Source organism: Paenibacillus sp. LHD-38 (assembly GCF_031157315.1).
Lineage (GTDB): Bacteria > Bacillota > Bacilli > Paenibacillales > Paenibacillaceae > Pristimantibacillus.
The window spans coordinates 24,517-48,928 of sequence record NZ_JAVIFU010000048.1 but is presented as its reverse complement, the minus strand read 5'-3'; the positions used below and the strand labels follow the sequence as shown (position 1 = coordinate 48,928).

The following is a 24,412-nucleotide window of genomic DNA, read 5'->3' as shown; positions in this document are numbered from 1 at the left end:
CGAAAGTTAATAGCTTGAGCAGCATGTTTCTCCTTGGCAATGTCGATGCCAATGACAAGAGTAGAAGTGGAAACACGTTCTACACGTTGATTTTGAGCTTTAATTAGTCTAGACTTCATAATAACGCCTCCTAAGGTGAGTTCTGAGGGCTTCAACCCAGTACATACTCATCCTAGCGAGGCGTTCGTTTTTCTGCAAATCGGATCTACTAACACCTACAGGAATGTTAACGGGTACGATAGCTCCATAATGTTTTACTACCGAGGCTGCTGATGATTCGCTCGGCAGCCTGTTGTGCTATCGAGCAGGTATGCTTAATCAGTTCCTCGAATAAATAGTAAAGATTGCTAAGAGAGCGGGAGGGGTTACGAATAGAACACAAATCATCCGAACCAGAACTTCCCGAGGACATTCGCAAAAATGCGAATAGCCACTTTCATTACCGCTTGGGAAGGGCCATCGTTGGTTATCCCAGTTTAATCGGAACCTGTGTGCTTGTTATTGGAACGCTTCTATACTTCTTATTTAGATAAGAAATAACAATTAATAACTGAGATGATTACTCAACTAACGGGTAACTATACCTCAATACACCATCAGGAAAAGGCAACCATTATTATCGGCTGCCTTTCCCCGCTAACTGGCAGTAATGTGTTTAGTAACTCAAGGTCTTACAATGGGTATTAAAGGGATATCTATTGGATTTCGAGAATACTCCAAGAATGGGATAAAACAAAATGTTGGATTTTTTCAACAGGAGTCATCCTAAACCAAAGTATGTCTTAGGGGTGAGTTTATGAATGAGTGTCCAAAATGTGGATGCCTTAACCTTTCAAAAGGAGTCCAAGTAGGGCCTGCCAATATTTTGCCAAAGAACTTAAGTATATTTAATAGTGGTTCCGAATTGATTCACGTATTCTGTTTAAAATGTGGTTTTATTGTGGAGAGTTATGTCAAAAAGCCTGAGAAATTTAGACCAAAATAATAGAACTATATTCAAAAATATAGTATTTCACGTTATATAATAATAAGCATTTTATGATAATCATTAAGATGAGTTTTGTTGAGTTAGGTTATTAAGCTATCGGGAGACTTAAATTCAATTTTAATTGAGGTGTTAACTGTGAGGTTTAAGTTGTTCGAGGTGGTGAAATCACTCAAGAATTATCCTGAAGAAGGCGTATATATAGGAGATACAGCAACAAATGTCGAGGTTTATTCGTTGCCAACGGAAGGCTACGAATTAGAATTTGTTAACCAAGACGGAACTACAAAAGCCTTTTTTCTGTCGGACCTAATGACTGGGGGCTTCCTTGGTTTTTGCTGGATGTTCTGAAACAAAAACAGAATATCCCGTACCAGCACAGGAAGAGCCATCGGAGGCCAATGCTCCTCCTAAGAAACCATCGGATTCTAACAATGCAATAGTTACAACGGGCTTGCAAGGTTCTGTCAAAGTAGAAATCGTAGGTACAGATACGAAAGCGTCTTACACATTCAAAAACCAAAGCGAGGAAACAATAACTGTTATTGGAGGAGCAAGATATACATTACAGAAAGATAACAAAGTAGTTGAAAAAGGTGCTGTTCCAATAAAAGACTACATTGATTTGAAACCAGGGGAAGAGTATAAAGATACAAAGTCATTTAAAAATTTACAGCCAGGGTCGTATACTATACAAGTAGAATGGAAAAAGACAGTGGCTACTAGTGAGTTTACATCGTACTAAGCGCTCAAGACGGTCCCCCTCATCAAACCAATTATATTACTGTCAGAAGAAAATAAAGTCTTAGACTGACGGAGCTTCATTAAGCTAACGGGCAGGATAGTTCAACAAGAAGCTTTGTTAACTTTTTTTATAATAATTTTCAATATTTTATCTGTTGTAGTTTGTTGTCATAATATCCTTATCAAGGATAAAGGAGATGGCGAACATGGTTCTGATTAGGGAAGTAAGGGAAACGGATGATTTCGAAGCTATTTATAACTTGATTAACGAGACCTTTCAACGATTTTCAGGTGATGAAATAGCGATCTATGATGGGACGGGGAATGGATTAAAAAGTAAATATTTTGATCCCAGTTCTCAAGACAAAGGTTTTATTGGAGAAGAAGGAAACAGAATTGTAGCATTCATGGGTGTCCTTCCTTCAAAGGCAACAAACAATGGTCATATTGAATGCGGATTTTTAGACGGTTATGAGAATGACAATATACTTGATAAATTATTGATTAAATGTACTCCTTTTATTCGAGATAGAGGGGGCAACAAAATCTTTAAATTTACATCAACCAAATTCGGGCAGGTAAGAAATAAGGAAATTACATTATGGGAAAAATTGGGCTTCACTTCGGATGAATATTCAATGGTTACAACAATATTAGATTTAAGAAATTGGAAAGAATCAGAAGAATTTAATGTCACAGGAATAGAACCCGCGGTTGAAATGGATTATGAAGACATAAAGCAAACTCTAATTGAAGATGGGGAAGACGAAATGGCGGAATTATTCCAAAATCAATATTCCTCTACCAAAAAACCAGATCAAGTAGTGCTTACGCTTAAAGATGAAACCAGTGGTGAAATTGCTGGTATCGCGTACTATCGGGTGGCTATTGTCAATAAAGGCACTAACAATGAATTCCTTGAAGCTAACGGTTTTGGACTCCATATTAGACCGCAATATTCATTGAATCGAAAGGAAATAAGAAGATTTTTGCAGGGCTGCTTGGTTTCGATGAAACAATTAGGTTTGGTTCACGTTATTACACGAATCACTTTGAAAAATTTTAATGTTTTTGCTGCGATGGTTAGCGAAGGATTCCATAATGAAGGTTTAGAAAAAGCTAATATAATGCGTTTATATAGATCTGTTTAATGGTTAACACGATATGAAAAAGTATGTAAATGCAAAGGAAGTTTTACCTGATGCTCTCATAAAGGAGATTCAAAAGTATGTAAAAGGCCAACACATTTATATACCGCAAACAGAACGCCAAGATTGGGGAGCTTCGACTGGAATTCGTGATGAAATGGAGTTGCGTAACGAGGAAATATGCCAGCAATACCACGGAGGATTAAGCTTTGCAGAACTTTCTGAAAAATTCAATTTAAGTGAGGATCGGATTAGAGGGATTATTTACGGAAAGCGAACATGATAGATTATATATTACAAATTGGGAGTGAACCATTCAATAACCAAGGTGCCAGCAATCGGCGGGCTTGCTTAAGCTAACGAAAACGTTAGTTCAATGAAGGACTCTATACAAAGATAAAGGAGCTGCCGCGGCAGCTCCTTTTACAGTGCGCCTAGCATGGGCGCTATCAGTTGAATTCCATATTGTGTTAAAGTGGTGTAAAAAAAGTAATGGGAGCGATATGAACATTAGCGGTGAAATGATGGAAGAAGATCAACTGCCGGGTGCCTTGGAGGAAATATACAACCTTTCAAATCCAATAAAGTGTAAATTCATAAGAGGAAGTTTTAATGATCATTACTCCATTGATACAAATGGAAGCAAATTTATTCTAAGGGTTTATAAAAATAAAAAAAGCTACATCAGAAATATTACAGATATTCGTTTTGAGCTGGATTTCCTGGAGTATCTTCACAGTAGTGGGATCCCTGTGGCTTATCCAATTCGAAGTATTAAAAATGAAACCCTAAACACAGTATTTTGTAAAAATGAGCTTCGATATATAGCCTTATTTGATTATGCCGAAGGGAGTCAAATAGACAATATCAATATTAGTGATGCAAAGATCTTTGGGAAATTAGTCGCGACTCTTCATAAGAGAGCCGATCAATTTAAAAGTGAACACTCTCGTTTTAAGATTGATCAAGGCTATTTGATAAATGAGCCATTAGAAACTTTGGAAAAGTATATCGGAACCTTAAAGTTATCCGATATATCTTTTTTCAAAACACGTGCAAACCTCATGCATGAGCATTTTGATCAACTTCCTTCAACTAATGAGGCATTTGGATTAATTCACGGAGACTTAAATCCGTCTAACGTTCACTATTGTCCAGAACATGGATTTAAAATTTTCGATTTCGATCATTGTGCGTACGGATGGAGGATACATGATTTAGCGGTAATAAGGCTTTGTTTTGATAACAACACATATAAAGCGATCTTAAACGGTTATAAATCAGTCAGGCCACTTAGCTCAATTGAAGAAAAAAGCATAGATATGTACTCCGATGTGTTGTTACTTAGAAAAAGCAAAGATATATTAGACATGTTAGAAGTCAATACAAATTCCAAAGAAGAAAAGACAGAGGTTGTTATTAAAGCCATAGAGACGTTGCGTATGCTAAACGATAGATCATTAAACTAACGGGGAACTATAGCACAATACAGGCAAAGGCAGCCGGACGAGATTGGCAGCCTTTGCCTTGTTAATTATTCCAGTATGCATATTCATGATAATATAAGTCCGTAATAAAGGAGACGCATATAAGTTTTTTAAGTTAACTTGTCTCTCAGGTCCGTATATCATAATAAGAAAGTAGGAGGAGATTCCATCTGGTCTATGTAAATCCATCTCAATATCCCGTACCTGAGCTTAAGCCTTACGTGACCCGCAATGGCAGCAAACTTTACTATCGATACTATCCTAGCGCAGCTAAAACGGTGACGGGAATTATTCTTCTTCATGGAATATCTGAAGACAGCAAATACTTATACCCATACTCTCAAAATGTTTCATCAACAGGGCTCGCTCACGTTTTCACGCCTGATCTTCGCGGCTATGGACCAAAATCCTCCAAACTCGGTGACATCGACTATATCGGCCAGCTAGAGGATGATCTTGCGGATTTGATTAAGTACATTAAAGCCGAATTCCCTCACATCAAGCGAATCGTGATGGCCGGTCACTCAGCTGGTGGAGGAACGGCTATACGTTTCGCTGGGAGCCGATATGCCAACTGCGCCGACTCTTACATTCTGCTCGCACCACACCTAGGCCCGGGTAACCCGACTGAGCGTCCGGCGGAAGGGCATCGCAAGCTGCATATGGGAATAGTGATCATCCTCAGCATGCTGGATTCGATAGGAGTCAAGATCTGGCACGGGCTCCCCGCCATGGAGCTTTACAAGCGTTCCGACGAGCTGCACGACGGAATGGCTACCAAGCTCAGCTTTCGACTCTTAATGTCTCGCACGCCGATGAAGTATAAACGCGATCTAACGAAGCTTACGAAGCCGACTCTTGTACTTGTAGGAGTGGAGGACGAGGTTTTTTATGCAGATCGCTATGAGTCGCTGCTTGATACATATACCAAAGCGCATGTTCACATCGTCCCTGGATCGAACCATGACGGACTGCTTGCAAGCCCGATTGCTTATGAACATACTGCCAATTGGCTGGAATCAGAGTGATGAAGTTAAATAACATTTTGTAAGTGGGGAAGCATGACGACCAGCGCTTACGGTGTAATGACCGGTGTCCTGGATAAGCTTCATGCATGGGCCGCTCAAAGCGAGGAATATAGATTGGATGAGAGCAGGGAATGGTTCAAGCGATTAAATGGTACAAACCTGTAGTCGTTCCTAAGGCTGTCAAAACTTTGTTTGGAGGCGTTCAAATGAAACATATTGAGCAAACAAGCGGCGAGGCTGTCAAAAGCCCGATCATGAACAAGGTAGGAAGTATTTTTGTGCCGGTTAAGGATATAGAAAAGTCACGGGACTGGTATTGTCGTTTGCTGGGACTGAACAATGATTGCGAAATCATGAACGGCCATCTTTGTCCTTTGCCCATGCAGGGCACCGGACTTATTCTTGATACCATGCCGATGTGGGGAGGAAAAGAACCGGGCGGGGCTCCCAATCTTAAGACGCCGGCTTTTATGCTGCTGACGAGTGATCTGCAAGCGTCCTATGATTTTGCGGTTGCTAATCAGGTGAATATGGTGACGGATATTCAGCATGAGCATTGGTTTGTTATTAAGGATCCGGATGATAATCTGCTTATGGTTTGCCGGGAGTAAGGAAAGCGATAAACGGTTAGGATGATAAAGAGCAAATCGGGCCGAGCGCCTCTCCAATGGAGATGGCTCTCGGTTTTTTTGTGAAGAAAACATGTTGACAACTTTTTATCCTAGTGTTAGGATAAATATATCCTAATTGTAGAATTCATTAATTTAAGATATAGATGCAAGGAGGCGCAAATATGTATCAGCCGGATGAGCAAAGCCAGCTTGATTTAAGATTGTTTCGTATTTGGAGTAAAGCTTCCAAGACGATCGTAGACAATATCAGCAAGGACATTGCCAGCTACGGCATCAGCCAAGAGCAATTTATGATCTTGGAGCTGTTGTACAGCAAAGGCCCGCAGGCCATACAAAAAATAAGCGAGAAATTTTCGATCCCAAGCGGCAGTATCACTTACGTAGTAGACAAGCTTGAGAAGAAAGGTTATGTGAAACGGGAGCCAAGCCCTACTGACCGCAGAGGCTCAAATGTGACCCTAACGGAAGCGGGACAGACTTTGTTTGATGATATTTTTCCGAAGCATGCCGAGGTTATTTCACGGAATTTAAGCTTTGTCAGCAATGTGGATAAAGAACAGCTAATTGTGCTGTTAAAGGCAATCGGCCTTGGTGCGGAAGCACTTGGCGAGAAGGGGGATAAATCATGAAGGTGAATGTGTATACACCGTTGCAGCAGGCGGTTGGTTCATTTGAAGGCGGTAAAATTATCGAGCAGAAGCCGATTGGATTTCCTCAGGATCAGGGGGCAGTGAAACGGGTAGGTCCGTTATTTTATTGGGCTTGGGCACATGCAAAGGAAGGCGGCAGCATCGGACTTCACCCTCATAAGGGCTTTGAAATTATGACTTATGTGGTGAATGGGCTGGTTGAGCACGGAGATACCTTGGGCACGGCAAGCACCGTAGGCCCCGGCGGCGCACAGGTCATGCAGACCGGCTCCGGCGTATCGCATCGTGAGAAAATAACAGGACCTGATGCTGAAATATTTCAAATTTGGTTTGAGCCTGATCTTAATGAAGCCGTGAAAAGAAAACCGGCATACAACGAATATAACGCAGAGGACTTCCCTCAATCCAGCGGCAGCCAAGTGCATAAGACAACCATTCTTGGTGAGGGTTCTCCTATCCAGCTGGTAACGGATGCGCAAATGTGGGACCTAACCTTAGAGCCGGATTCCGAATATGAATTGACCATCCCCGAAGGCTATTCCGTCGCTGCGCTTGCAATTAGAGGAGACGGCGTATGGAGCTTCGGCGCAGAGGGAGGAAGCAGGGCGCTGTTCAAGCAAAAGGATTTTACGGTGCTGGAGACAGATAATCAGGCAGAGCTGCTGCACTTGGAAAGCGGGGACGATCAAGTGCGCATGATCGTCATTCAACTGCCGACTCAAGTAGAATACCCGTTATATCAGCGTTGAAGCATACTACAGCATGGAGAGGGAGAGGATAAGTATGTCAAACGTGAAGCTGGCCATTATCTATTACAGCGTAACCGGAACGAATTATCAGATGGCGCAATGGGCCGCAGCAGGCGGCGAGGCGGCGGGAGCCGAGGTTAGAATTTTGAAGACACCGGAGCTGGCAGCCGAGGAGGACATTCAAGCGAATCCGATATGGAGAGCCCATTTGGCGGAAACGAAGGAAATACCAGAGGTTTCCTATAAGGATTTGGAGTGGGCGGATGCCATTATTTTCAGTATTCCTTCGCGCTTTGGCGGCATTCCCGGACCTGTTAAGCAGTTCCTTGATTCGACCGGTGCGCTGTGGTTTAATGGAAAGCTGGTCAATAAGGTCGTAAGCGGGATGACTTCTGCCCAGAATGCCCATGGCGGCCAAGAGCAAACCATTCTCGGTCTATATACCTCTATGTATCATTGGGGAGCCATCGTGGCTGCGCCAGGCTATACGAATCCGGTGACCTTTGAGGCTGGCGGCAATCCCTATGGCACAAGCGTAACCGTCCAAGGCGGTAAAATGGTTGAGGACGTAAAGGCGGCGGTTGAATACCAAGCCAAGCGAACGGTAACAGTAGCGCAGTGGGTGAAAAAAGGAATCGCCGAGGCCTAATCATAGGAAGAGATATAAATGTGAAGAGGCCAGGCGCCATGCCGGCTTCTTTTTTTCGCGCTCCTTCGTTGATTATCGAAAGGATCGTTGTTTTTTGCAATTACGCAGCGATGGATTATCGCCTATAATAGATGTAATCGAAAACACGAACAATAGCGTAATGAAAAGGAGCACTCGGCATGACCAACAGGGTTATTTTATTTCAAGGCGACTCCATCACCGATGGAGCAAGGGGAAGAAATGATGATCCAAACCATATCTTGGGTCACAGCTATGCTTATATCATTGGAGCGAGGCTTGGCTACGTTTGGGCCGAACAAAAGCCTGTCTTTATAAACCGCGGAATAAGCGGCAACCGGGCTTCAGATTTATATGCCAGGTGGAATGAAGACGCGATTAGCCTGAATCCGAATTTAATTAGCATTCTTATTGGCGTAAACGATGCTTGGCGGATCATGAACAGAGAGCCGAGCGGGGTTACGGATCGATTTGAAAGGGCATACCGCCACATTCTGGAGGAAACCAAGCAGGTGCTTCCGGAAGCGCAGCTCGTGCTATGCGAGCCTTTTATACTAAATACGGGTGCTCCTTCGCAAAATTGGCCGGCTTGGTCCGAGCGGATTACGGCCTATCGCCAAACGGTCAAAGCGCTGTCCGAGCAGTTTGGCGCCGTCTTTGTGCCGCTGCAGGCGGCATTCGATGAAGCTTGCAGCCGTGCGGATGCTGCGTTTTGGCTGTGGGATGGCGTCCATCCTACTGCAGCCGGTCATGAATTAATCGCGAAGCAGTGGCTTCAAACGGTACTGGGCAATGGATATGCCGATAAAGGATAGTTAATCATATTAAAGGGAGAAAACCGGCATCGTTGGAAAGCCGGTTTTCGCCGTTTATGCCAGAGAAGAAGGTAATGCCGCATGCAAAAGATAACCAAGCTGTTTCGTAATTTAAGCGTGACCTGGAAGTTTGTCGCGACCTTTCTTTGTATTTTGGCCGTATCCCTGTCCGCCTGCGGTATTTATTTGTATCTGCAGCTGTCGGGCTCGGCGATCTCGCAAGCACAGATGGTCATGGAGCAAAATTTACTGCAAACGCGAAACAGCGTCATGAACAAAATGAATATGATTCAAAATATATCGAAGCTGCTGACCTCGGATATTCGTCTTCAAACGTTTTTGGGAAGCGATTTCAATAACAATTCGTTTGCTTATGACGACTATACGTCAAACATTAGCCCGTACGTGGAAAACGTGCTGCGGCAAAATCCGAATGTGCATTCGCTCAGAGTCTATATGACGAATCCGTCGATTCCGGAGGTTTATGACAGCTTTTATCAGATCAGCCGGATCAAGGAGCAGCAGTGGGTTAGCGAGGTTACGAAAAACGATTCCAACATATCCGGCTGGCGCGGGCTGCATACCGAGAAGTTTCTATTGAACATTCCGAGGCGCGGCGAGCCGGAGAGCGTCTTTTCCTTTTATCAAAAAATCAACTCGATCCGTTATTTTGACACGGTCGGTTTGCTTGAAATTGAAATTTTGGAAAGCGATTTATTCGATATTTTGAATACGGAGAGCACGGGGCAGATCGGAGATATTTTTATGATCGACCAGGAAAGTAATGTCGTATCCAGCAATAAGAGCGAGCTGTTTAAGCAGAAGATTACGGACGCAGGCTTGGCGACGATTCCGCTCGAAAAGTCCTTCAACCAGGTGCTAAATGTGAATGGCCGCAAATCGGTTGTCATTTCCGTCCCTCTTCATGGTCTTGGCTTGCGTTTAATCGGCATTTTTCCGGTGAGCGGTCTGAATGAAAAAATGAAGGAGTCCGCGTTCTCGATTACGGGCATTTTGCTTATTGCGCTCGTTGTACTCGGTTTTATCGTTTATTTGATCACAAATGCTTTGCTGTCACGGCTGAAAAGGATCGTGCTTGCGATGAAGCGGGTAAAAGAAGGCTCGCTCACCGTATCGGTACCGGTCCAGTCGAATGATGAATTCTCGCAAATCGCGATCAGCTTTAACCATATGACGGAGAGAATCCATGAGCTGGTCGAAACGGTGTACAAAAGCCAACTGATGGAGCGGGAGGCCGAGCTAAAGGCGCTGGAGTCGCAGGTCAATCCGCATTTCCTTTATAACACGCTTGCTACGATTTCTTGGGTAGCGCGAAAAGCCAAATCGACGGAAATCGTTCATCTCTCGGGAGCGTTGGCGCAGTTTTACCGCTTGGTCCTGAACAAAGGCAGACGCGAGATTCTGATCAAGGATGAGCTGGAAATGGTCAAAGCGTATCTTGCGATCCAGAAATTCAGATTCGAAGAAATGTTTGACGTCGTTTACGATATTGATGAACGCGTGTATGAGTACTGCGTGGTCAAAAACATTCTACAGCCCATCGTTGAAAACGCGCTGAACCACGGGATCGAGCCGAAGCGGGATCGCGGCACGCTGCAGATAAAGGCTTCACTTGAAGCAAATGACATGCTCTGCTTTAAGGTTATCGATGACGGGGTCGGGATGTCAAAGGAGCGGCTTGCTGCACTGCTTGTCGGCAACATTGAACGTACGAGCGGGAGCGGCTACGCAGTGAAAAATATAACAGAACGGCTAAATTCCTATTACGGCGACAAGCATGCCTTTCACATTCACAGCGCACCGGGCATCGGAACGTCGGTTATGATTACTTTTGCCAAGGAGAGAGCGTGACCTATGTATAAGCTGCTTATAGTTGAGGATGAGCGTTGGGAGCGGGAAGGGCTGGTCGATTTTCTCGACTGGGCTTCCCTTGGGATAGAAATTGCGGGAACGGCGCGCGATGGCATTGAAGGCTTGGAGCAAACGCTCGAGCTTGATCCGGATATCGTCATTACAGACATTCGGATGCCCGGCATGGACGGCCTCGAGATGTCTCGCCGGATTAAGGAGCTTAAGCCGCATGTGAGGATCATAATTTTGACGGGCTATGGTGATTTCGAATATGCGCGGAAGGCTATAGACCTGCGGGCGAGCCATTATGTTCTGAAGCCGATTAGCGAGGAAAAGCTGTTGGAGGCTTTGCGCAAGGTTAGAGATGAATGCGAAGAGGATGTCCAATCCAAAGAGGAGCGGGATAAACTGCGGGCTGAGGTGGAGGAGCATCGTCAGCTGATGAAGGAAAAATGGCTGGATGATTTGCTGTTCGGCACGCTTGAGCCCAAATATATAAGGGAGCTTATCCAAGCGGAGGGCTTCGTCTCGGAGCACGGCAGGTTCGTTGCATTTGCGATTTCGGATGAAAAGCAAGGCCGCTTCGCTGAACGGCTGAAGAGCCTGTTTACCGGCCCTAGCTTAGTCTCCTATTCGGATAAACGCAGCGGACACCTTGTAATCGTCATTCCTGAGCCGGAGGAGCAGCCCGAGGAATACGCCGCCAAGCTTGGCGCGCGCATTTCGGGACAAGGAGGGCTTTTGTGGCCGGCTGATTTGAAGGTCGGAGCAGGTGCGCCGGTAGATGGTCTGCTGCGGATTGCGGAGTCCGTCAAGCAGGCTGAGCATGTGCTTGCGTATGCATCGTTTTGGGATGAAAACGGCGTAATCAGCCTGGAGCAGACAGAGCGGGAGCGGGCGAGGTTTCTGAGCGAGGTAGCAGATTTTTTGCACAAGGGCAGCCAGCAGGTGAAAGCGATCGTGCACAGCGTTCATGCGCTTGATGAAGCACAGGCGGTTGCGAGCGCGGAAGAATTGTTTCATGATGTGATGCTTCGCAAAGGAGCTGACGGCGATTACATTCGGCATTATGTGAGCGGTTTGCTGTTCGAGCTGTCTGTTGTCGCAGGTGCGCGCCAGGACGAGGAAAACGGAGGAGGCGATCCAGGCGAGCAGCTGTACTTGCTGCCGACACTCGCCTCTAATAAAGCGTACAGCCTTCAATATATAAAGGAAACGATTAGGGCTCTTCGCGAGAAGCGTGACGGCAAGGAGGATTATGTCATCCGCCAGGTGAACAGGCTGATCGAGCAGAAATTTATGTCGCCGGATATCAGCTTAAAGTCGGTAGCGGAGGAAGTATTCCTGTCTCCTAACTACTTAGGCTCGCTTTATAAGAAGACGACCGGACATTCCTTCCATGATCAGCTCGCACAGATCAGAATGGACAAAGCCAAGGAGCTTCTGGCTTCCCCTCAATATAAGGTAGCGAGGGTTGCGAAGGAGGTTGGCATACCGAGCACATCGTATTTCTGTACCGTATTTAAGAACGCCTTCGGTATATCGCCGGGCGAATATCAGGAAATGCTGCATCGAAAATAACGAAAACGGAACGGGTTGAAGACTGCCTTGTCACTAAGGCAGTCTTCTTTGTTTGCAGGAAGCGTATGAAAGCGTTTAAATAATGCGTTGATATTTTAAACAAACCACACTTTTTGATATATCTCGCCCCATTCCCATCTTCTACAATAGGGTTAGGGAAAACATCAAGAGAAGAGGTGGACAGATGGAAGACTTGAGCGTGGCCGCAAGGCCTATTGTGACCAGCGGGACCAAACGCGGCAATTTCGGCAAGCGCTTATGGGCGCAGCGCTATCTGATGATACTGACGCTGCCGGCTGTCATTTGGCTGATTATATTCCATTATGTGCCGATGTACGGCATTATTATTGCATTTGAGGAGTACAACCCGGTACAGGGCTTTACGTTCAGTCCATGGGTGGGTCTGGCAAATTTCAAAGAGCTGTTTATCGATCCGAGCTTTCTGGATTCGGTTGTCAATACGTTTAAGATCAGCTTTCTGAAGCTGCTGTTCGGCTTTCCGGCGCCGATCCTGCTGGCGATTATGCTCAATGAGCTAAGGGCGCAGCGCCTTAAGAAGGTCGTTCAATCGCTGTCGTACCTGCCTTATTTTATCTCATGGGTATTTGTCGTCGGCTTCATGTACACGCTGCTTGATCCGAGAACGGGCGCGCTCAGCGGGCTTCTGCAATGGCTGGGCCTCGTCACGCAGGATCAGCTGCTGATGGGCGATCCGAAAACCTTTACCACGCTGGTTGTCATCTCGGAGGTATGGAAAAACATCGGCTGGAATTCCATCATATTTTTGGCGGCGATTGCCAGCATTGACCCGCAGCTTTACGAGGCTGCAACGGTGGATGGGGCGGGACGCTTTCGGAAAATATGGCATGTCACCCTGCCGGCCATTAAGCCGACGGTGGTCATTCTACTCATCCTCAACGTAGGCGGCTTGGTCAATGCCAACTTTGATCAGCTGTTCCTGATGAAAAATTCGATGACGCAGGATCAGGCTAACGTGCTTTCTATTTATTCCTACGAGATGGGCCTTGTGCTTGGCCGGTTCTCATACGGTACGGCAGTCGGGCTGTTCCAGTCCGTCGTTGCATTCGTGCTTATGCTGGGCGCAAACTACTCATCACGCAAAATGACAAACGAAAGTCTATTCTAAGCGTTTAAAAGCAGCGATCATCACGATGAATACGCATGAGGAGGGTTAGGTATGAATGCTGTACACCGGACAACGGGGGAGAAGCTGTTTGACGCGGCGAATGTCGTGCTGCTTCTGCTGCTTGCCTTCGTGACCTTGTATCCGTTCTACAACATATTAATAACGTCATTAAACGATCCCGCCGATGCGGCGCGGGGTGGCATCACCTTTTGGCCGCGTGTCCTTTCCTTTGAAAATTACAAAATGGTGCTGCAGGACGAGAGCCTGATCAACGCTTTTGTTGTAACGGTGCTCCGCACGATTGTCGGTACTGCAACAGCGGTCCTATTCACGGCAGCTTTCTCATATGGGGTTTCCAAGCCTGAGCTGCTTGGACGCAAACTGTTTCTTATTTTGGCCATTATTACGATGTATTTCAGCGGCGGACTTATCCCGCACTATTTGCTGATTGCCCAATACCTGCATTTGAAGGGCAGCTTCATGGCCTACATTTTGCCGAATTTGTTCAGCGTATTCAATGCATTAATAATGATTACCTTCTTCCGGGGCATTCCGAAGGAAATGGAGGAGTCGGCTAAGGTGGACGGCGCGCATGAGCTTACGATTTTCTGGAGGCTAGTGCTGCCGGTCTCAAAGCCCGTACTTGCGACGATTGCGCTCTACAATGCGGTATTCCACTGGAACTCATGGTTTGACGCGATGCTGTACGGCGGCGAGAGCCTGCGAACGCTGCAGCAAATCCTAATGCAAATCATCAGCTCCAACAGCAACGTGAGCTTGATGGCGAGCAATCTCGGGATGAAGGCGGTAACCGCGGAATCCGTCAAGCTGGCGACGATGGTTATAACGACGCTGCCGATCGTATTCTCTTACCCGTTCCTGCAAAAATATTTCGTTAAAGGTATTATGATTGGCTCGGTTAAAGGCTAAGCAACGGCTTCCACGGGCAAACTGCCCGATATATAGAAGCAAATAGAAGCAATTCAAAAAGGGAGGATTCATTCATCATGTACAAAGCAAATAGAAAGTCGCTTACGGCTGCATTGGCATTCATTCTCGTGCTTGCTTTAGCGATCACGGGCTGCAGCAGCGGCAAAAATAACGAGCCGGCGGCAAACGCGGGCGGCGCCAAAACAGAGACAGGCGAAGAAGGCAACGCCCCGCAGGTATCCAGCGATCCGAATGAGCTGGAATGGAAGCAGGATACCTCACCGTTTACGTTCCGCCAATATTTTTATGGAACATGGGCATCAAACTATTTGTGGAAAGATCAGTACAGCATGAAACAGATTACGGAGAAAACGGGCGTAACGATTGACCGTTTCCTTGCAACAGGCAATGATAATGATTTTTTAAATACTTTGATCGCCTCCAATGATTTGCCGGATACGCTCATGCTGGACTGGAACCATCCGCAGGTGACGAAGCTGATCAACAACGGCATGCTTTATTCCCTGGATGAGCTTATCGACCAATATGCGCCGAAGCTTTGGGATTTGATCGACCCGGAAATTATTAAATACCATTCCGTGAACGGCAAGCTTTGGTATTTGCCGAACAACTACGAGACGGAAGAGCGCTTGACGAACGGCGTGCCGATTACGGGCATCCGCCCTTGGTTCGTACGCAAGGATATCTATAAAGCGATGGGCGAACCGAAAATTGAGACGGAGCAGCAGCTCTTCGAGTTCTTGGAGCAGGCCAAAGCAAAATATCCGGAGCTGAGCCCCGTGGGCATGGAGTCCTTCGACGTATCGATGTGGGGCTTCCAAGGGAGCTTGTCGATGGATTATTTGATTGATTCTTTCTCCCCAATGAATATGGAAAACCGGATTAAGGATGACACGCAGCGCGTGCTGTATCCAATGCGCGATACTAAATTTATCGATGCATTCCGTTACGTGAACAAGCTGGCGAAGGACGGTTTGTTTGATCCGCAGCAGCTGATCGCAAAGCAGGAGCAGTATGACGAGAAAATTTACGGCGCTAACTTTATCGTAACCTCTGCTTTCATGAACGGCATGTATACGCAGTACAACCCAAAAATCAAAAGCACGTTAGGCGAGGATAAAACGTATGTCGTTCTCGATGGCTTGAAGGTCGGCGGACAAGAGCCGCGTTATCCAGCGAGCCGCTTGATGGGCTGGCAGGGCTTCTTCATTACGAAAAAAGCAAAAAACCCGGAGCGCATTATTAAATTCCTGGAATACGCATGGTCCGATGAAGGACAGCTAGACTTCCGTTACGGCAAAGAAGGCGAAACCTATGACATGGTCGACGGCTTGCCGAAAGCGAAGGACGAAGTGAAGGGACTTGAGCTGAGCGATAATAATGCATGGTACAGCCAATACGGCTTTACGGCATCAACGCTGATGTGGCGCTCCGGCAAGCTGTGGGATGCTGCAGAAAAACGTGATTTCGACGAGAAGCAGCCAGAGCAAGCGGCAGCGAAGGATCTGCTCAAGAAATACAATTTCGACAGCTTCTCGCTTGGCCTTGAAAATATCGAACCGGAGGGCTCCACGCCGGAGGGCGTCATTAACGCCAAAATTAAAAACCTGTGGAACAAAACGATTCCGATGCTCGTACTTGCGGGTACGGATAAGGAATTCGACGATATCTATAACGATTTCGTGAAGGATATGGAAAAAGTAGGCGCAGATAAAGTAGAGAAGGTTATGTATGAGCGCCATTTGGCCGATTTAGAGAAAAAAGGAATTAAATAATAGCGGAGCGGACAGGGAAGCTTGTCCGCTTTTTCCTTTGCAGCCGCGGATCAGAGCTCATTAGGAAGAAAGGGAGAGCAGGCATATGAAGGTAAACGATAATCAGGAGCATGCATGGAATTTATGGTACGGGCAGCCGGCGCTCAGGTGGGAGGAAGCGCTGCCGATCGGTAACGGACGGCTTGGCGGCATGGTGTTTGGAGACATCCGCCGCGAGCGGATTCAATTAAACGAGGATACGCTGTGGGCGGGCTTCCCGCGGGATACGAACAATTATGAGGCGCTTCGCTATTTGCAGCCCGCGCGATCCTCCATAGAGGGTGGTAAATATGCCGAGGCGGAGAGGCTTATCAACCAAAAAATGCTTGGCGTCAATACGGAGCCCTACCAGCCGCTCGGCAATCTATGGATCGAGCATGCGGGGGCAGCGTTAAAAGGGACCGACAGCTACAGACGCGAGCTTGATTTGGCTACAGGCATCGCATCGACCGTATACGGATTTGGTGAAACGCTGGTAAAGCGGGAAGCCTACGTCAGCGCTGTTGATGATGTAATGGTGGTCACCTACGAAGCGAGCGCCTCGAATCTAGAATTGTTCGTTTCCGTAGATTCCCTGCTGCCGTATCACGCGGAGGCTGGAGAGAACGGGCTTGTGCTGGCAGGACAATGCCCGACCCATGTAGCGGACAATTATCATGGGGATCATCCGCAGCCGATTTTGTTCGAGGAAGGACGGGGCTTGTCCTTTGGACTTCGGCTGCGGGTGCTGCAGGAGGGCGGAACGGTCAGCGCAGCGGCCGGCGGCAGGCTCCATATTACAGGAGCGCGGCAAGTAACGCTGCTTTTGGCGGCTGCTACCGATTTTGTCCGTTACGATACTTCACCCGCCGGAGCGGCCGAGGCCAGCGCCAGGTGCACAAAGCGTATGGCAGCAGCCGAAGCGCTTGGTTGCAAAGCGCTGCGCGAGCGGCATGTGGCGGAGCATGCCCGGCTGTTCGGACGGGTTGAGCTGCATTTGGGCATATCCCCGGCAGCGAAGCTGCCTACGGATCAGCGCCTTACCGCTTATCGGAGCGGCGGAGAGGACCCGCAGCTTGAAGCTTTATATTTGCAATACGGGCGTTACTTGCTCATGGCAAGCTCGAGGCCCGGCACTCAGCCTGCCAATCTGCAGGGAATATGGAACCATCAGCTGATGCCGCCATGGAACAGCAATTACACAACGAATATCAATGTGCAAATGAATTATTGGCATGCGGAGGTCTGTGCGCTTAGCGAGTGCCATCTGCCGCTGTTTGATATGCTCGGCGAGCTGGCGGAAGCCGGTCAGCGGACGGCGAAAATCCATTATGGGGCGCGAGGCTGGACCGCCCATCATAATGTAGATCTGTGGCGGTCATCCGCGCCGAGCGGCGGGGAAGCCAGCTGGGCGTTTTGGCCGCTCGGGGGAGCATGGCTGACGCGCCATTTATGGGAGCATTACCAGTTCGGACTGGATCCCGTGTTTTTGAAGGATACGGCCTACCCGCTGCTCAAGGGCAGCGCACTATTTTTTCTTGATTTTCTTGTGCCGGGACCGGAAGGCTATCTGGTCACGAATCCGTCGACCTCACCCGAAAACAAATTTGTTACGGCGGACGGTGAAATAGGCAGCGTATCCTTAGCCAGTACGATGGATATCAGCATTATTCGGGAGCTGTTCACACATTGTATTGAAGCCTGCATGATCTTAAATATTGATCCTCTCTTCAAGGAGGAGCTGGAAGCGGCGCTCGCCAAGCTTCCTCCGCTGCGAATCGGACGCCATGGCCAGCTGCAGGAATGGTTCTATGATTTTGAGGAAAGCGAACCGGGTCACCGTCATATCTCTCATTTGTACGGCTTGCATCCCGGGGAGCAAATCTCGGAAGCGACGCCTGAGCTGCTGACTGCGGCAAGGACGACGCTGGAGCGCAGGCTGAACCATGGCGGAGGCCATACCGGCTGGAGCTGCGCGTGGCTGATCAATCAGTTCGCACGTCTGCGGGACGGAGAAGGAGCTCATCGCTTCATACGCACGCTTTTGGCCCGTTCGACGCATCCTAATTTATTTGATGACCACCCGCCGTTTCAGATAGACGGCAATTTTGGCGGGGCGGCCGGCATTGCCGAAATGCTGCTGCAAAGCCATAACGGCTCGATAATATTATTACCGGCGCTGCCTAGCGCATGGCCGGAAGGAAGCGTGTCGGGCCTTAGGGCAAGGGGAGGCTATACTGTCGATATCGCATGGCGCGGGGGCAAATGGCTGGAGGCTTCCGTAACGGCAGCAGCAGACGGAATTTGCACCATTTCACACTCGGGCGCATTCGAGGTAAGGAACGAAGCGGGAGAAGTGTTAGCATGCGAAGAGCAGAACTTTTCCGTGTTGGCTGGACATACCTATCGCATTCAAAGCCGGGCTGAATGATGAAGGAGCTTGTTGGCAAGGCATGCGATAAGAGATAAGATGGTTGATATAAAGGTGGTAACCCACATCTTTTACTAAGGCAAAGCAAAGAGGAGCCAAAGTGACCATGATGCAAACGATCCAAGAAAAATTAAAACAGATGGAACTGGAGGAGCAGGAGCTTCGGTTCTCATCATTTACGAATGACACAGCACTTGCGCTTGGACTAGCGATTGTAGAGGAAGCACGGCAAACAGGTAAACGGATTACGGTCGACGTTACCCGGGCCGGCCAGCGTTTGTTTCTCCATGCGATGGAGGGAACGTCAGTGGAGAACGAGAACTGGATCAGACGTAAAATTAATGTAGCGAATCATTTTGGCACCAGCTCGTGGCATACAGCCTGCCGGCTTCAAAGCGAAGGGGTCACCATGGAAGAGAAGTATGGACTGCCTTTCGCAGATTATGTAGGAGCTGGAGGGGCATTTCCGCTGATCGTGATCGGCGAGGGGCAAATTGGAACGGTCACCGTGTCCGGATTGCCGGATCAAGAGGATCATGATTTGCTTGTTTCAGTGCTGCGCCGCTTTTTGTCCGGGCAGTCCCGTTAAAAAGCCGGGAAGGCGGGAGTAACAGTGAACGCTGATCGGAAAACATTTTGGAAAACGTATTTGAGCGGCTTACAATTGCATGTGGCCGTTGCCAATTATACGAAGGTGCCCATTTCGTGGAGGGACGATGATTATACACCCGATGTAAACAAGCTTTATTACATCCAAGAGGGCGAAGGGTACGTCCAGATAGGGAAGCGTAAATTTTATCCAAAGCCCGGCGACCTTTGTTTGCTGCCTGCGGATGTCATGCAATCCTACGGCACGCTGAGCGCGGATACGTTCGGCAAATATTGGTGCCATTTTACTGCGAAGCTGGATAATTTCAATTTGTTTCAGATGCTGGAAATGCCCGTAATCTTAACGGTGAACGATCATAAAGGGCTCAAGGAGAAATTCAAACGCCTCGTGGCGCATCATAAGAGCGAGGAATGGACAGCCGAGCTGCATGTGCAGGCTGCTTTTCTTGAGATCATGGCGATGCTGCTGGAGCAGGCCGGCCCTATTGGGATAAACACGCCAACCACAAGCTCATTCGAGAAAATGAATGTGGTGCTCAGTTATATCGAGGAGCATCTTTCCGAAAATATGACGGTCGATACCCTTGCGCAGCTTGTACATTTTCACCCTAATTATTTTATACGCATGTTTAAGAATACGACCGGGCTCTCGCCGATTCAATATGTGAACCGCAAGCGAATGGATAAGGCGAGGCAGCTGTTGACCTTTACTTCGCAAAGCATCTCGGCAGTTGCAGAATCGCTCGGTATGGATGCTACCTATTTCTCGCGTCTCTTTAAGGAGTACACGGCGCTGTCGCCAAGCGAATATAGGGAGCTTTCCATGAAGGCATAAGAAAAACAAAGAACCGCGGCGGATTCGCTGCGGTTCTTTGTTTAAAATATAAGAAAGTATAAATTTCAACCTTATACAATGCTTATATTTCATCGCGAAACGAGCTTCTGCCGCTAAAGTCGGCGTCAGCCGTTTACGCTTGTTCGCATTAAGGATAGAAGGGGGTTGCCGGCGTAGTGGTCGTGCACCAGCGGGCGTTGAATAGCGACTTGATTAAGATGTCCTTTGCTTCTTCCGTGCCGATGTACCGGAGAGCTTCGAGCGCATGTGCCCGCACGTAGCGGTTCTCATCATCCAAGGCTGCCTCCAAAGCGGGAACGGCGGAAGCCGCAGCCGAGCCGAGGCGGGATAACGAGAGACCAGCCGTAAACCGCACCTGAACATCCTCATCGGTTAAGCAGGCGATTAGCCCATCGACCGAAGCCGGTGAAGCTGGCCCGATGATGCCGAGCGACTCGGCCACAGCGCTGCGAATGGCTGCGGAAGGGTGAGATAACAAGCAGCTAAGCGCTTCAAGCGCCGAAGCTGCAAGGTGACGAAGCTCGCCGAGTGCAAACACCGCATGGAATACGGTCTCTTCGCGATCATCTGTTAGCGCTGATGTCAGCTCTTCGACGGCGTCGATGCCGGCTGCGGAAAGACCGTATGCGGAAATGCGCGAAATCGATACGTTCTCGTGACGAAGGCCGGCAATGAGAGCCGAGATGCCTTTTTTACCGTATCTGGCAAGCTCATAAGCCGCGTTCAGCGCGGTCGGTTCAAACGAATTCGCCAAATCCCCCGAAAGCTCGTTTATTCTCAAGCTATTCTCTTCCCTTGATTCGGCCAGGCTGCCCATGCTTCCGGATAACCAATTCCAAGTTTCTTCCCACAAGGTTTCGTTGACAGCGATAGGCAGCGCAAGGTCGGATGGCTCCTGCCATTCGGATACCTGATTATTCCAGGAAGGCTGGGCAGGGGCTTCGGTACGCATAAATTCGAATTTAAGCATATAGCGTGCCTGGCCTGATACATTCGGCGTTGAACGATGCCAAATATCGTAATGGATAAGGGCGAATGTCCCTGCTTCGCCGCTGGCATAAGCTTCACCAGCCGTCTCGTCGGAGACAAAAGTACGTGATTCGTAATTTTGCGTGCCGGGCATAACGCCTGTCGGTCCGAGCTCCATCGGCGTGTTTTGCGGAAAATACATGATCATCGCCCACCATGGATGGTGGTTGCGCATACGGGAATAACCCCAGTAGCTGTCCTTGTGCCAGCCGCCAGCCACGGGCTGGGCATTATAGTGGCCATGACGATGCGCATGCAGCATATAGTTTGGCCCGAGCACGCTCGTTAAGGCCCCTTGAATGACGGGACTGTCGAATACCTGTTGAATTTCCCGGATTCGCGGCAGTAAATTATTTCCGGGGTTTCCTTCCTCGTCATAAACCTTCTTTAGCTCAGCGGTCAACGACTGGTGGAAGGATTCCGGGAAATCGGTTTTCAAAATCAGGAAGCCTTCCGTAATAAACTTCCGCATTTGTTCGTCTGTCAGCAATAGTGGGGATGGATTCATAGAGTGGTGTCCTCCTAAGGTTTGTTGGAATACACCGATTATATGAGATATCAGCCCCGTGCTACATACACGAAACTAAGTGAAGCTTGCATAAAACTAACTTCCTCAGCGGCAGCAAATGCGCGGAAAAATGGGTATAATGGGAATAGCTTTTTCTCAAAGGGGGCACTTGTGATGGAATGGAATTATTACAATACGTTTATTACGGTATCCGCGGATTGTCCGGTAGAGTTCGGAATGGTGCCGCCGGATAAGAAGGGCGGACGGACAAAACCAAGCCTTGAATATGAGCTAGCCGCGGGGCAGCCTTACTGCTATACGCAGGAGGAGCTGATGCTCGAGGTGCATGTGCGCCACAAGGAGATCGCGCCTGAGATATTAGCCGAACAGGGCGCAGAAATTCGGGAGGCGTTTTTTTCGAAGCCAATGGCATGCATGCGGGCATCGATGCTTCCGAAGAAATACGGCTGGGGCATTCATTTTAATGAAGCGGGTAAGCTTGCGCTTGTGGCTAGGGAATCTGCCGAATACCAACAATATGTTGAGGGTAAGCAGGAGGGCTTAAAGGTGCTTGCAGGGATGCGCAGCAGCAGAAAGTAAGAATATTGGATTAGCCTGTAAGAGCAGAATAGCATCATCATGAGAGACTGCTCAAATCATAACGGGGAGGCTTTGCTTATCATGAAACAGAATAAATATGATGATCCCGGTTTTTTCGAGAATTACAGCCAAATGTCTCGTTCGATCGGCGGGCTGGATGCAGCAGGGGAATGGCATGCCTTCCGCGCAATGCTTCCTGAGCTGCGTGACAAAAAGGTGCTAGATCTCGGCTGCGGCTTTGGCTGGCATTGCAGATATGCGCGCGATCGCCAGGCCCGTTCGGTGGTTGGCGCGGATATCTCGGAGAATATGCTGGAGCGTGCGAGAACGCTGACGAACGATTCAGAGATCGAGTACCGCCGCTGCGCAATTGAAGATTTTGAGTTTAGCGAGGGCGAATTCGATGTGGTGATCAGCTCTCTTGCCTTTCATTATGTCGAGAGCTTTGATCATGTATGCCGGAAAGTTCATCAGGCGCTTGCCGCGGGAGGCTCCTTTGTGTTCTCGGTTGAGCATCCGGTTTTCACAGCGGTGGCGTCTCAGGACTGGTACTATGGCGCTAGCGGAGAGAAATTGCATTGGCCTGTCGACGGCTACTATTTGGAAGGTGCAAGAGAAGCGAATTTTCTCGATAATATCGTCGTTAAATATCATCGTACGGTTTCCAGTTACGTTAATGCACTCCTTGAATCGGGCTTCAGCATCTCGAAGCTTTCCGAGCCTCAACCGACGCAAGAGATGCTGGACCAAATTCCTGAAATGCACGACGAGCTTCGCCGTCCTATTTTCTTGATGATCGCAGCGGTTAAAAATTAGGATACAGCATGAAAAAAGCAAATCAAGTCTTAGATTTTGGGCGGTTAGAGAGGTAATCAATGGATAATATAAACGTCGATTTAGTTATAAGATTAATAAAAGAACAATTTCCAGAATGGTCGGATTTAGAGATCAGGCCTGTCAAAGTTAGCGGGCATGATAATAGAACCTTTCATTTAGGCGATCATATGAGTGTAAGGTTACCAAGTGCAGCATCCTATGTTCCTCAAGTAGAGAAAGAACAGAAATGGCTGCCCCTATTATCTAAAAAACTTTCTTTACCCATTTCTATACCTTTAGCCAAAGGTAAGCCAAGTGAAGAATATCCATATCCTTGGTCTATCAATAAGTGGTTGGGGGGTGAGACATTAACGCCAAAGAATATTAACGATATAAATCAATTCGCGAGAGACTTAGGGGCATTTTTAATTGAATTACAATCTATCGATGCTAGCGCGGGCCATTAGCCGGAAAGCATAATTTTTATAGAGGCGGAGCTTTAGCTGTATACGATGAAGAGTCTAGAAATGCAATTGAGAATAATAAAGATGCTTTTAATGAACACGTATTGAAAGAAATTTGGAAATTGGCATTAGATTCGAAATGGGATTCAGATCCCGTTTGGATTCATGGTGATATAGCGCCGGGGAATTTATTAGTTAAAGATGGGAAATTTTGCGCGGTTATTGATTTCGGAATATTGGGTGTAGGCGACCCTTCTTGTGATGCTGCTATGGCATGGACATTTTTTGACGAGAACAGCAGAAAGATATTCAAGAATGTAATAAATATGGACGAAGAAACTTGGAACAGAGCAAGAGGATGGGCTTTATGGAAGGCTTTAATAACCTACGACGGCAATAAAAATGCTAACCATGCCGTGGCAGAAGAAGCATATAGAATTATTAATATAATAGTTGATGATTTCAAATTACACTAACGGGGAAGCAGAGGCAGTCAAGGACGTTATTTTCCCGTCCATGGCTGCCATTGTTCAAATATAAGAAAGTATAAAATTCAACCTTATACGTTGCTTATATTTCACCGCGAAACGAGCTTTTGCCGCCAAAGACGGCGTCAGCCGTTTACGCTTGTATAATGGGGCTCTAGCTAAATATTTTTCTCGGGCAGCGGGCACTGTGCAACTTTTTGTGCAAACGTTGTCATTTTCAATAAATGGGATGCATATACATGTCGAAATAAGGTAAATCAGTGAAAAACAATTGACAGCGCTTTAACGAGAGTATTAATATGTTACTAAGCAAACGCTTTCATTCCTGTTCAAGCAGCAATTCAGCTGAGTAATGGGGTTTT

Annotated in this window: 23 protein-coding genes and 1 pseudogene; 23 read left to right on the top strand and 1 reads right to left on the bottom strand. The window is 47.5% G+C overall.

Annotated elements, in window-relative coordinates; translation table 11 throughout:
* The first annotated feature begins 1,114 nt into the window (after positions 1 to 1,114).
* From RCO25_RS34950 to RCO25_RS28020, 20 genes are all read left to right on the top strand, one after another.
* Positions 1,115 to 1,336 (top strand): DUF4926 domain-containing protein, encoded by a 222-nt coding sequence (locus RCO25_RS34950; RefSeq protein ID WP_374992179.1) that lies wholly within the window; start codon positions 1,115 to 1,117, stop codon positions 1,334 to 1,336.
* On the top strand, positions 1,314 to 1,730 hold the full coding sequence (locus RCO25_RS28110; RefSeq protein ID WP_308999393.1) for a hypothetical protein: 417 nt from the start codon (positions 1,314 to 1,316) through the stop codon (positions 1,728 to 1,730). Before RCO25_RS34950 ends, RCO25_RS28110 begins: the two co-directional genes overlap by 23 nt.
* 205 nt (positions 1,731 to 1,935) lie before the next feature.
* Entirely contained in the window at positions 1,936 to 2,880 is a 945-nt protein-coding gene (locus tag RCO25_RS28105; protein ID WP_308999392.1) for a hypothetical protein, read from the top strand.
* Positions 2,881 to 2,893: 13 nt separating this feature from the next.
* Positions 2,894 to 3,160 carry a CD3324 family protein gene (locus RCO25_RS28100; protein WP_308999391.1) on the top strand — a complete coding sequence of 89 codons (267 nt, stop codon included), beginning with the start codon at positions 2,894 to 2,896 and terminating at the stop codon, positions 3,158 to 3,160.
* A gap of 220 nt (positions 3,161 to 3,380) precedes the next feature.
* On the top strand, positions 3,381 to 4,346 hold the full coding sequence (locus RCO25_RS28095; protein ID WP_308999390.1) for a phosphotransferase: 966 nt from the start codon (positions 3,381 to 3,383) through the stop codon (positions 4,344 to 4,346).
* Between the two features lie 296 nt (positions 4,347 to 4,642).
* Positions 4,643 to 5,392: an alpha/beta hydrolase gene (locus RCO25_RS28090; protein ID WP_308999389.1), complete on the top strand. Its 750-nt coding sequence runs from the start codon at positions 4,643 to 4,645 to the stop codon at positions 5,390 to 5,392.
* A gap of 33 nt (positions 5,393 to 5,425) precedes the next feature.
* On the top strand, positions 5,426 to 5,557 hold the full coding sequence (locus tag RCO25_RS28085; protein WP_308999388.1) for a hypothetical protein: 132 nt from the start codon (positions 5,426 to 5,428) through the stop codon (positions 5,555 to 5,557).
* A 41-nt stretch (positions 5,558 to 5,598) separates the two neighbouring features.
* Positions 5,599 to 6,003 carry a VOC family protein gene (locus RCO25_RS28080; protein WP_308999387.1) on the top strand — a complete coding sequence of 135 codons (405 nt, stop codon included), beginning with the start codon at positions 5,599 to 5,601 and terminating at the stop codon, positions 6,001 to 6,003.
* Between the two features lie 182 nt (positions 6,004 to 6,185).
* The gene (locus RCO25_RS28075; RefSeq protein ID WP_308999386.1) at positions 6,186 to 6,653 is read left to right on the top strand and encodes a MarR family winged helix-turn-helix transcriptional regulator; all 468 of its coding nucleotides are present in this window, start codon (positions 6,186 to 6,188) and stop codon (positions 6,651 to 6,653) included.
* On the top strand, positions 6,650 to 7,423 hold the full coding sequence (locus RCO25_RS28070; protein WP_308999385.1) for a pirin family protein: 774 nt from the start codon (positions 6,650 to 6,652) through the stop codon (positions 7,421 to 7,423). The genes RCO25_RS28075 and RCO25_RS28070 overlap by 4 nt, the downstream gene beginning before the upstream one ends.
* 34 nt (positions 7,424 to 7,457) lie before the next feature.
* Complete coding sequence (locus tag RCO25_RS28065; protein WP_308999384.1) at positions 7,458 to 8,072, top strand: NAD(P)H-dependent oxidoreductase; 615 nt, start codon at positions 7,458 to 7,460, stop codon at positions 8,070 to 8,072.
* Positions 8,073 to 8,251: 179 nt separating this feature from the next.
* Positions 8,252 to 8,905 carry an SGNH/GDSL hydrolase family protein gene (locus RCO25_RS28060; protein ID WP_308999383.1) on the top strand — a complete coding sequence of 218 codons (654 nt, stop codon included), beginning with the start codon at positions 8,252 to 8,254 and terminating at the stop codon, positions 8,903 to 8,905.
* 81 nt (positions 8,906 to 8,986) lie between these two features.
* On the top strand, positions 8,987 to 10,777 hold the full coding sequence (locus tag RCO25_RS28055; RefSeq protein ID WP_308999382.1) for a cache domain-containing sensor histidine kinase: 1,791 nt from the start codon (positions 8,987 to 8,989) through the stop codon (positions 10,775 to 10,777).
* Between the two features lie 3 nt (positions 10,778 to 10,780).
* The gene (locus RCO25_RS28050; protein WP_308999381.1) at positions 10,781 to 12,358 is read left to right on the top strand and encodes a response regulator transcription factor; all 1,578 of its coding nucleotides are present in this window, start codon (positions 10,781 to 10,783) and stop codon (positions 12,356 to 12,358) included.
* Positions 12,359 to 12,542: 184 nt separating this feature from the next.
* Positions 12,543 to 13,505 (top strand): ABC transporter permease, encoded by a 963-nt coding sequence (locus RCO25_RS28045; protein ID WP_308999380.1) that lies wholly within the window; start codon positions 12,543 to 12,545, stop codon positions 13,503 to 13,505.
* Between the two features lie 51 nt (positions 13,506 to 13,556).
* Positions 13,557 to 14,435 (top strand): carbohydrate ABC transporter permease, encoded by an 879-nt coding sequence (locus tag RCO25_RS28040; protein WP_308999379.1) that lies wholly within the window; start codon positions 13,557 to 13,559, stop codon positions 14,433 to 14,435.
* A gap of 77 nt (positions 14,436 to 14,512) precedes the next feature.
* Entirely contained in the window at positions 14,513 to 16,231 is a 1,719-nt protein-coding gene (locus RCO25_RS28035) for an extracellular solute-binding protein (protein ID WP_308999378.1), read from the top strand.
* Positions 16,232 to 16,316: 85 nt separating this feature from the next.
* Complete coding sequence (locus RCO25_RS28030; protein WP_308999377.1) at positions 16,317 to 18,680, top strand: glycoside hydrolase family 95 protein; 2,364 nt, start codon at positions 16,317 to 16,319, stop codon at positions 18,678 to 18,680.
* Between the two features lie 106 nt (positions 18,681 to 18,786).
* Positions 18,787 to 19,269 carry a heme-degrading domain-containing protein gene (locus tag RCO25_RS28025; protein ID WP_308999376.1) on the top strand — a complete coding sequence of 161 codons (483 nt, stop codon included), beginning with the start codon at positions 18,787 to 18,789 and terminating at the stop codon, positions 19,267 to 19,269.
* 24 nt (positions 19,270 to 19,293) lie between these two features.
* On the top strand, positions 19,294 to 20,124 hold the full coding sequence (locus tag RCO25_RS28020; RefSeq protein WP_308999375.1) for an AraC family transcriptional regulator: 831 nt from the start codon (positions 19,294 to 19,296) through the stop codon (positions 20,122 to 20,124).
* A 148-nt stretch (positions 20,125 to 20,272) separates the two neighbouring features.
* Here the strand turns inward: RCO25_RS28020 and RCO25_RS28015 are convergent, their stop codons facing one another.
* Positions 20,273 to 21,682 carry a HEAT repeat domain-containing protein gene (locus tag RCO25_RS28015; protein WP_308999374.1) on the bottom strand — a complete coding sequence of 470 codons (1,410 nt, stop codon included), beginning with the start codon at positions 21,680 to 21,682 and terminating at the stop codon, positions 20,273 to 20,275.
* A 174-nt stretch (positions 21,683 to 21,856) separates the two neighbouring features.
* Between RCO25_RS28015 and RCO25_RS28010 the strand changes: the two genes are divergently transcribed.
* The 3 genes and pseudogenes from RCO25_RS28010 (at position 21,857) to RCO25_RS28000 (ending at position 24,038) form a co-directional block, all read left to right on the top strand.
* Complete coding sequence (locus RCO25_RS28010; RefSeq protein WP_308999373.1) at positions 21,857 to 22,282, top strand: DUF6157 family protein; 426 nt, start codon at positions 21,857 to 21,859, stop codon at positions 22,280 to 22,282.
* Between the two features lie 81 nt (positions 22,283 to 22,363).
* Positions 22,364 to 23,098 (top strand): class I SAM-dependent methyltransferase, encoded by a 735-nt coding sequence (locus tag RCO25_RS28005; RefSeq protein ID WP_308999372.1) that lies wholly within the window; start codon positions 22,364 to 22,366, stop codon positions 23,096 to 23,098.
* Positions 23,099 to 23,157: 59 nt separating this feature from the next.
* A pseudogene (locus tag RCO25_RS28000) lies at positions 23,158 to 24,038 on the top strand (aminoglycoside phosphotransferase family protein).
* Positions 24,039 to 24,412 lie beyond the last annotated feature (374 nt).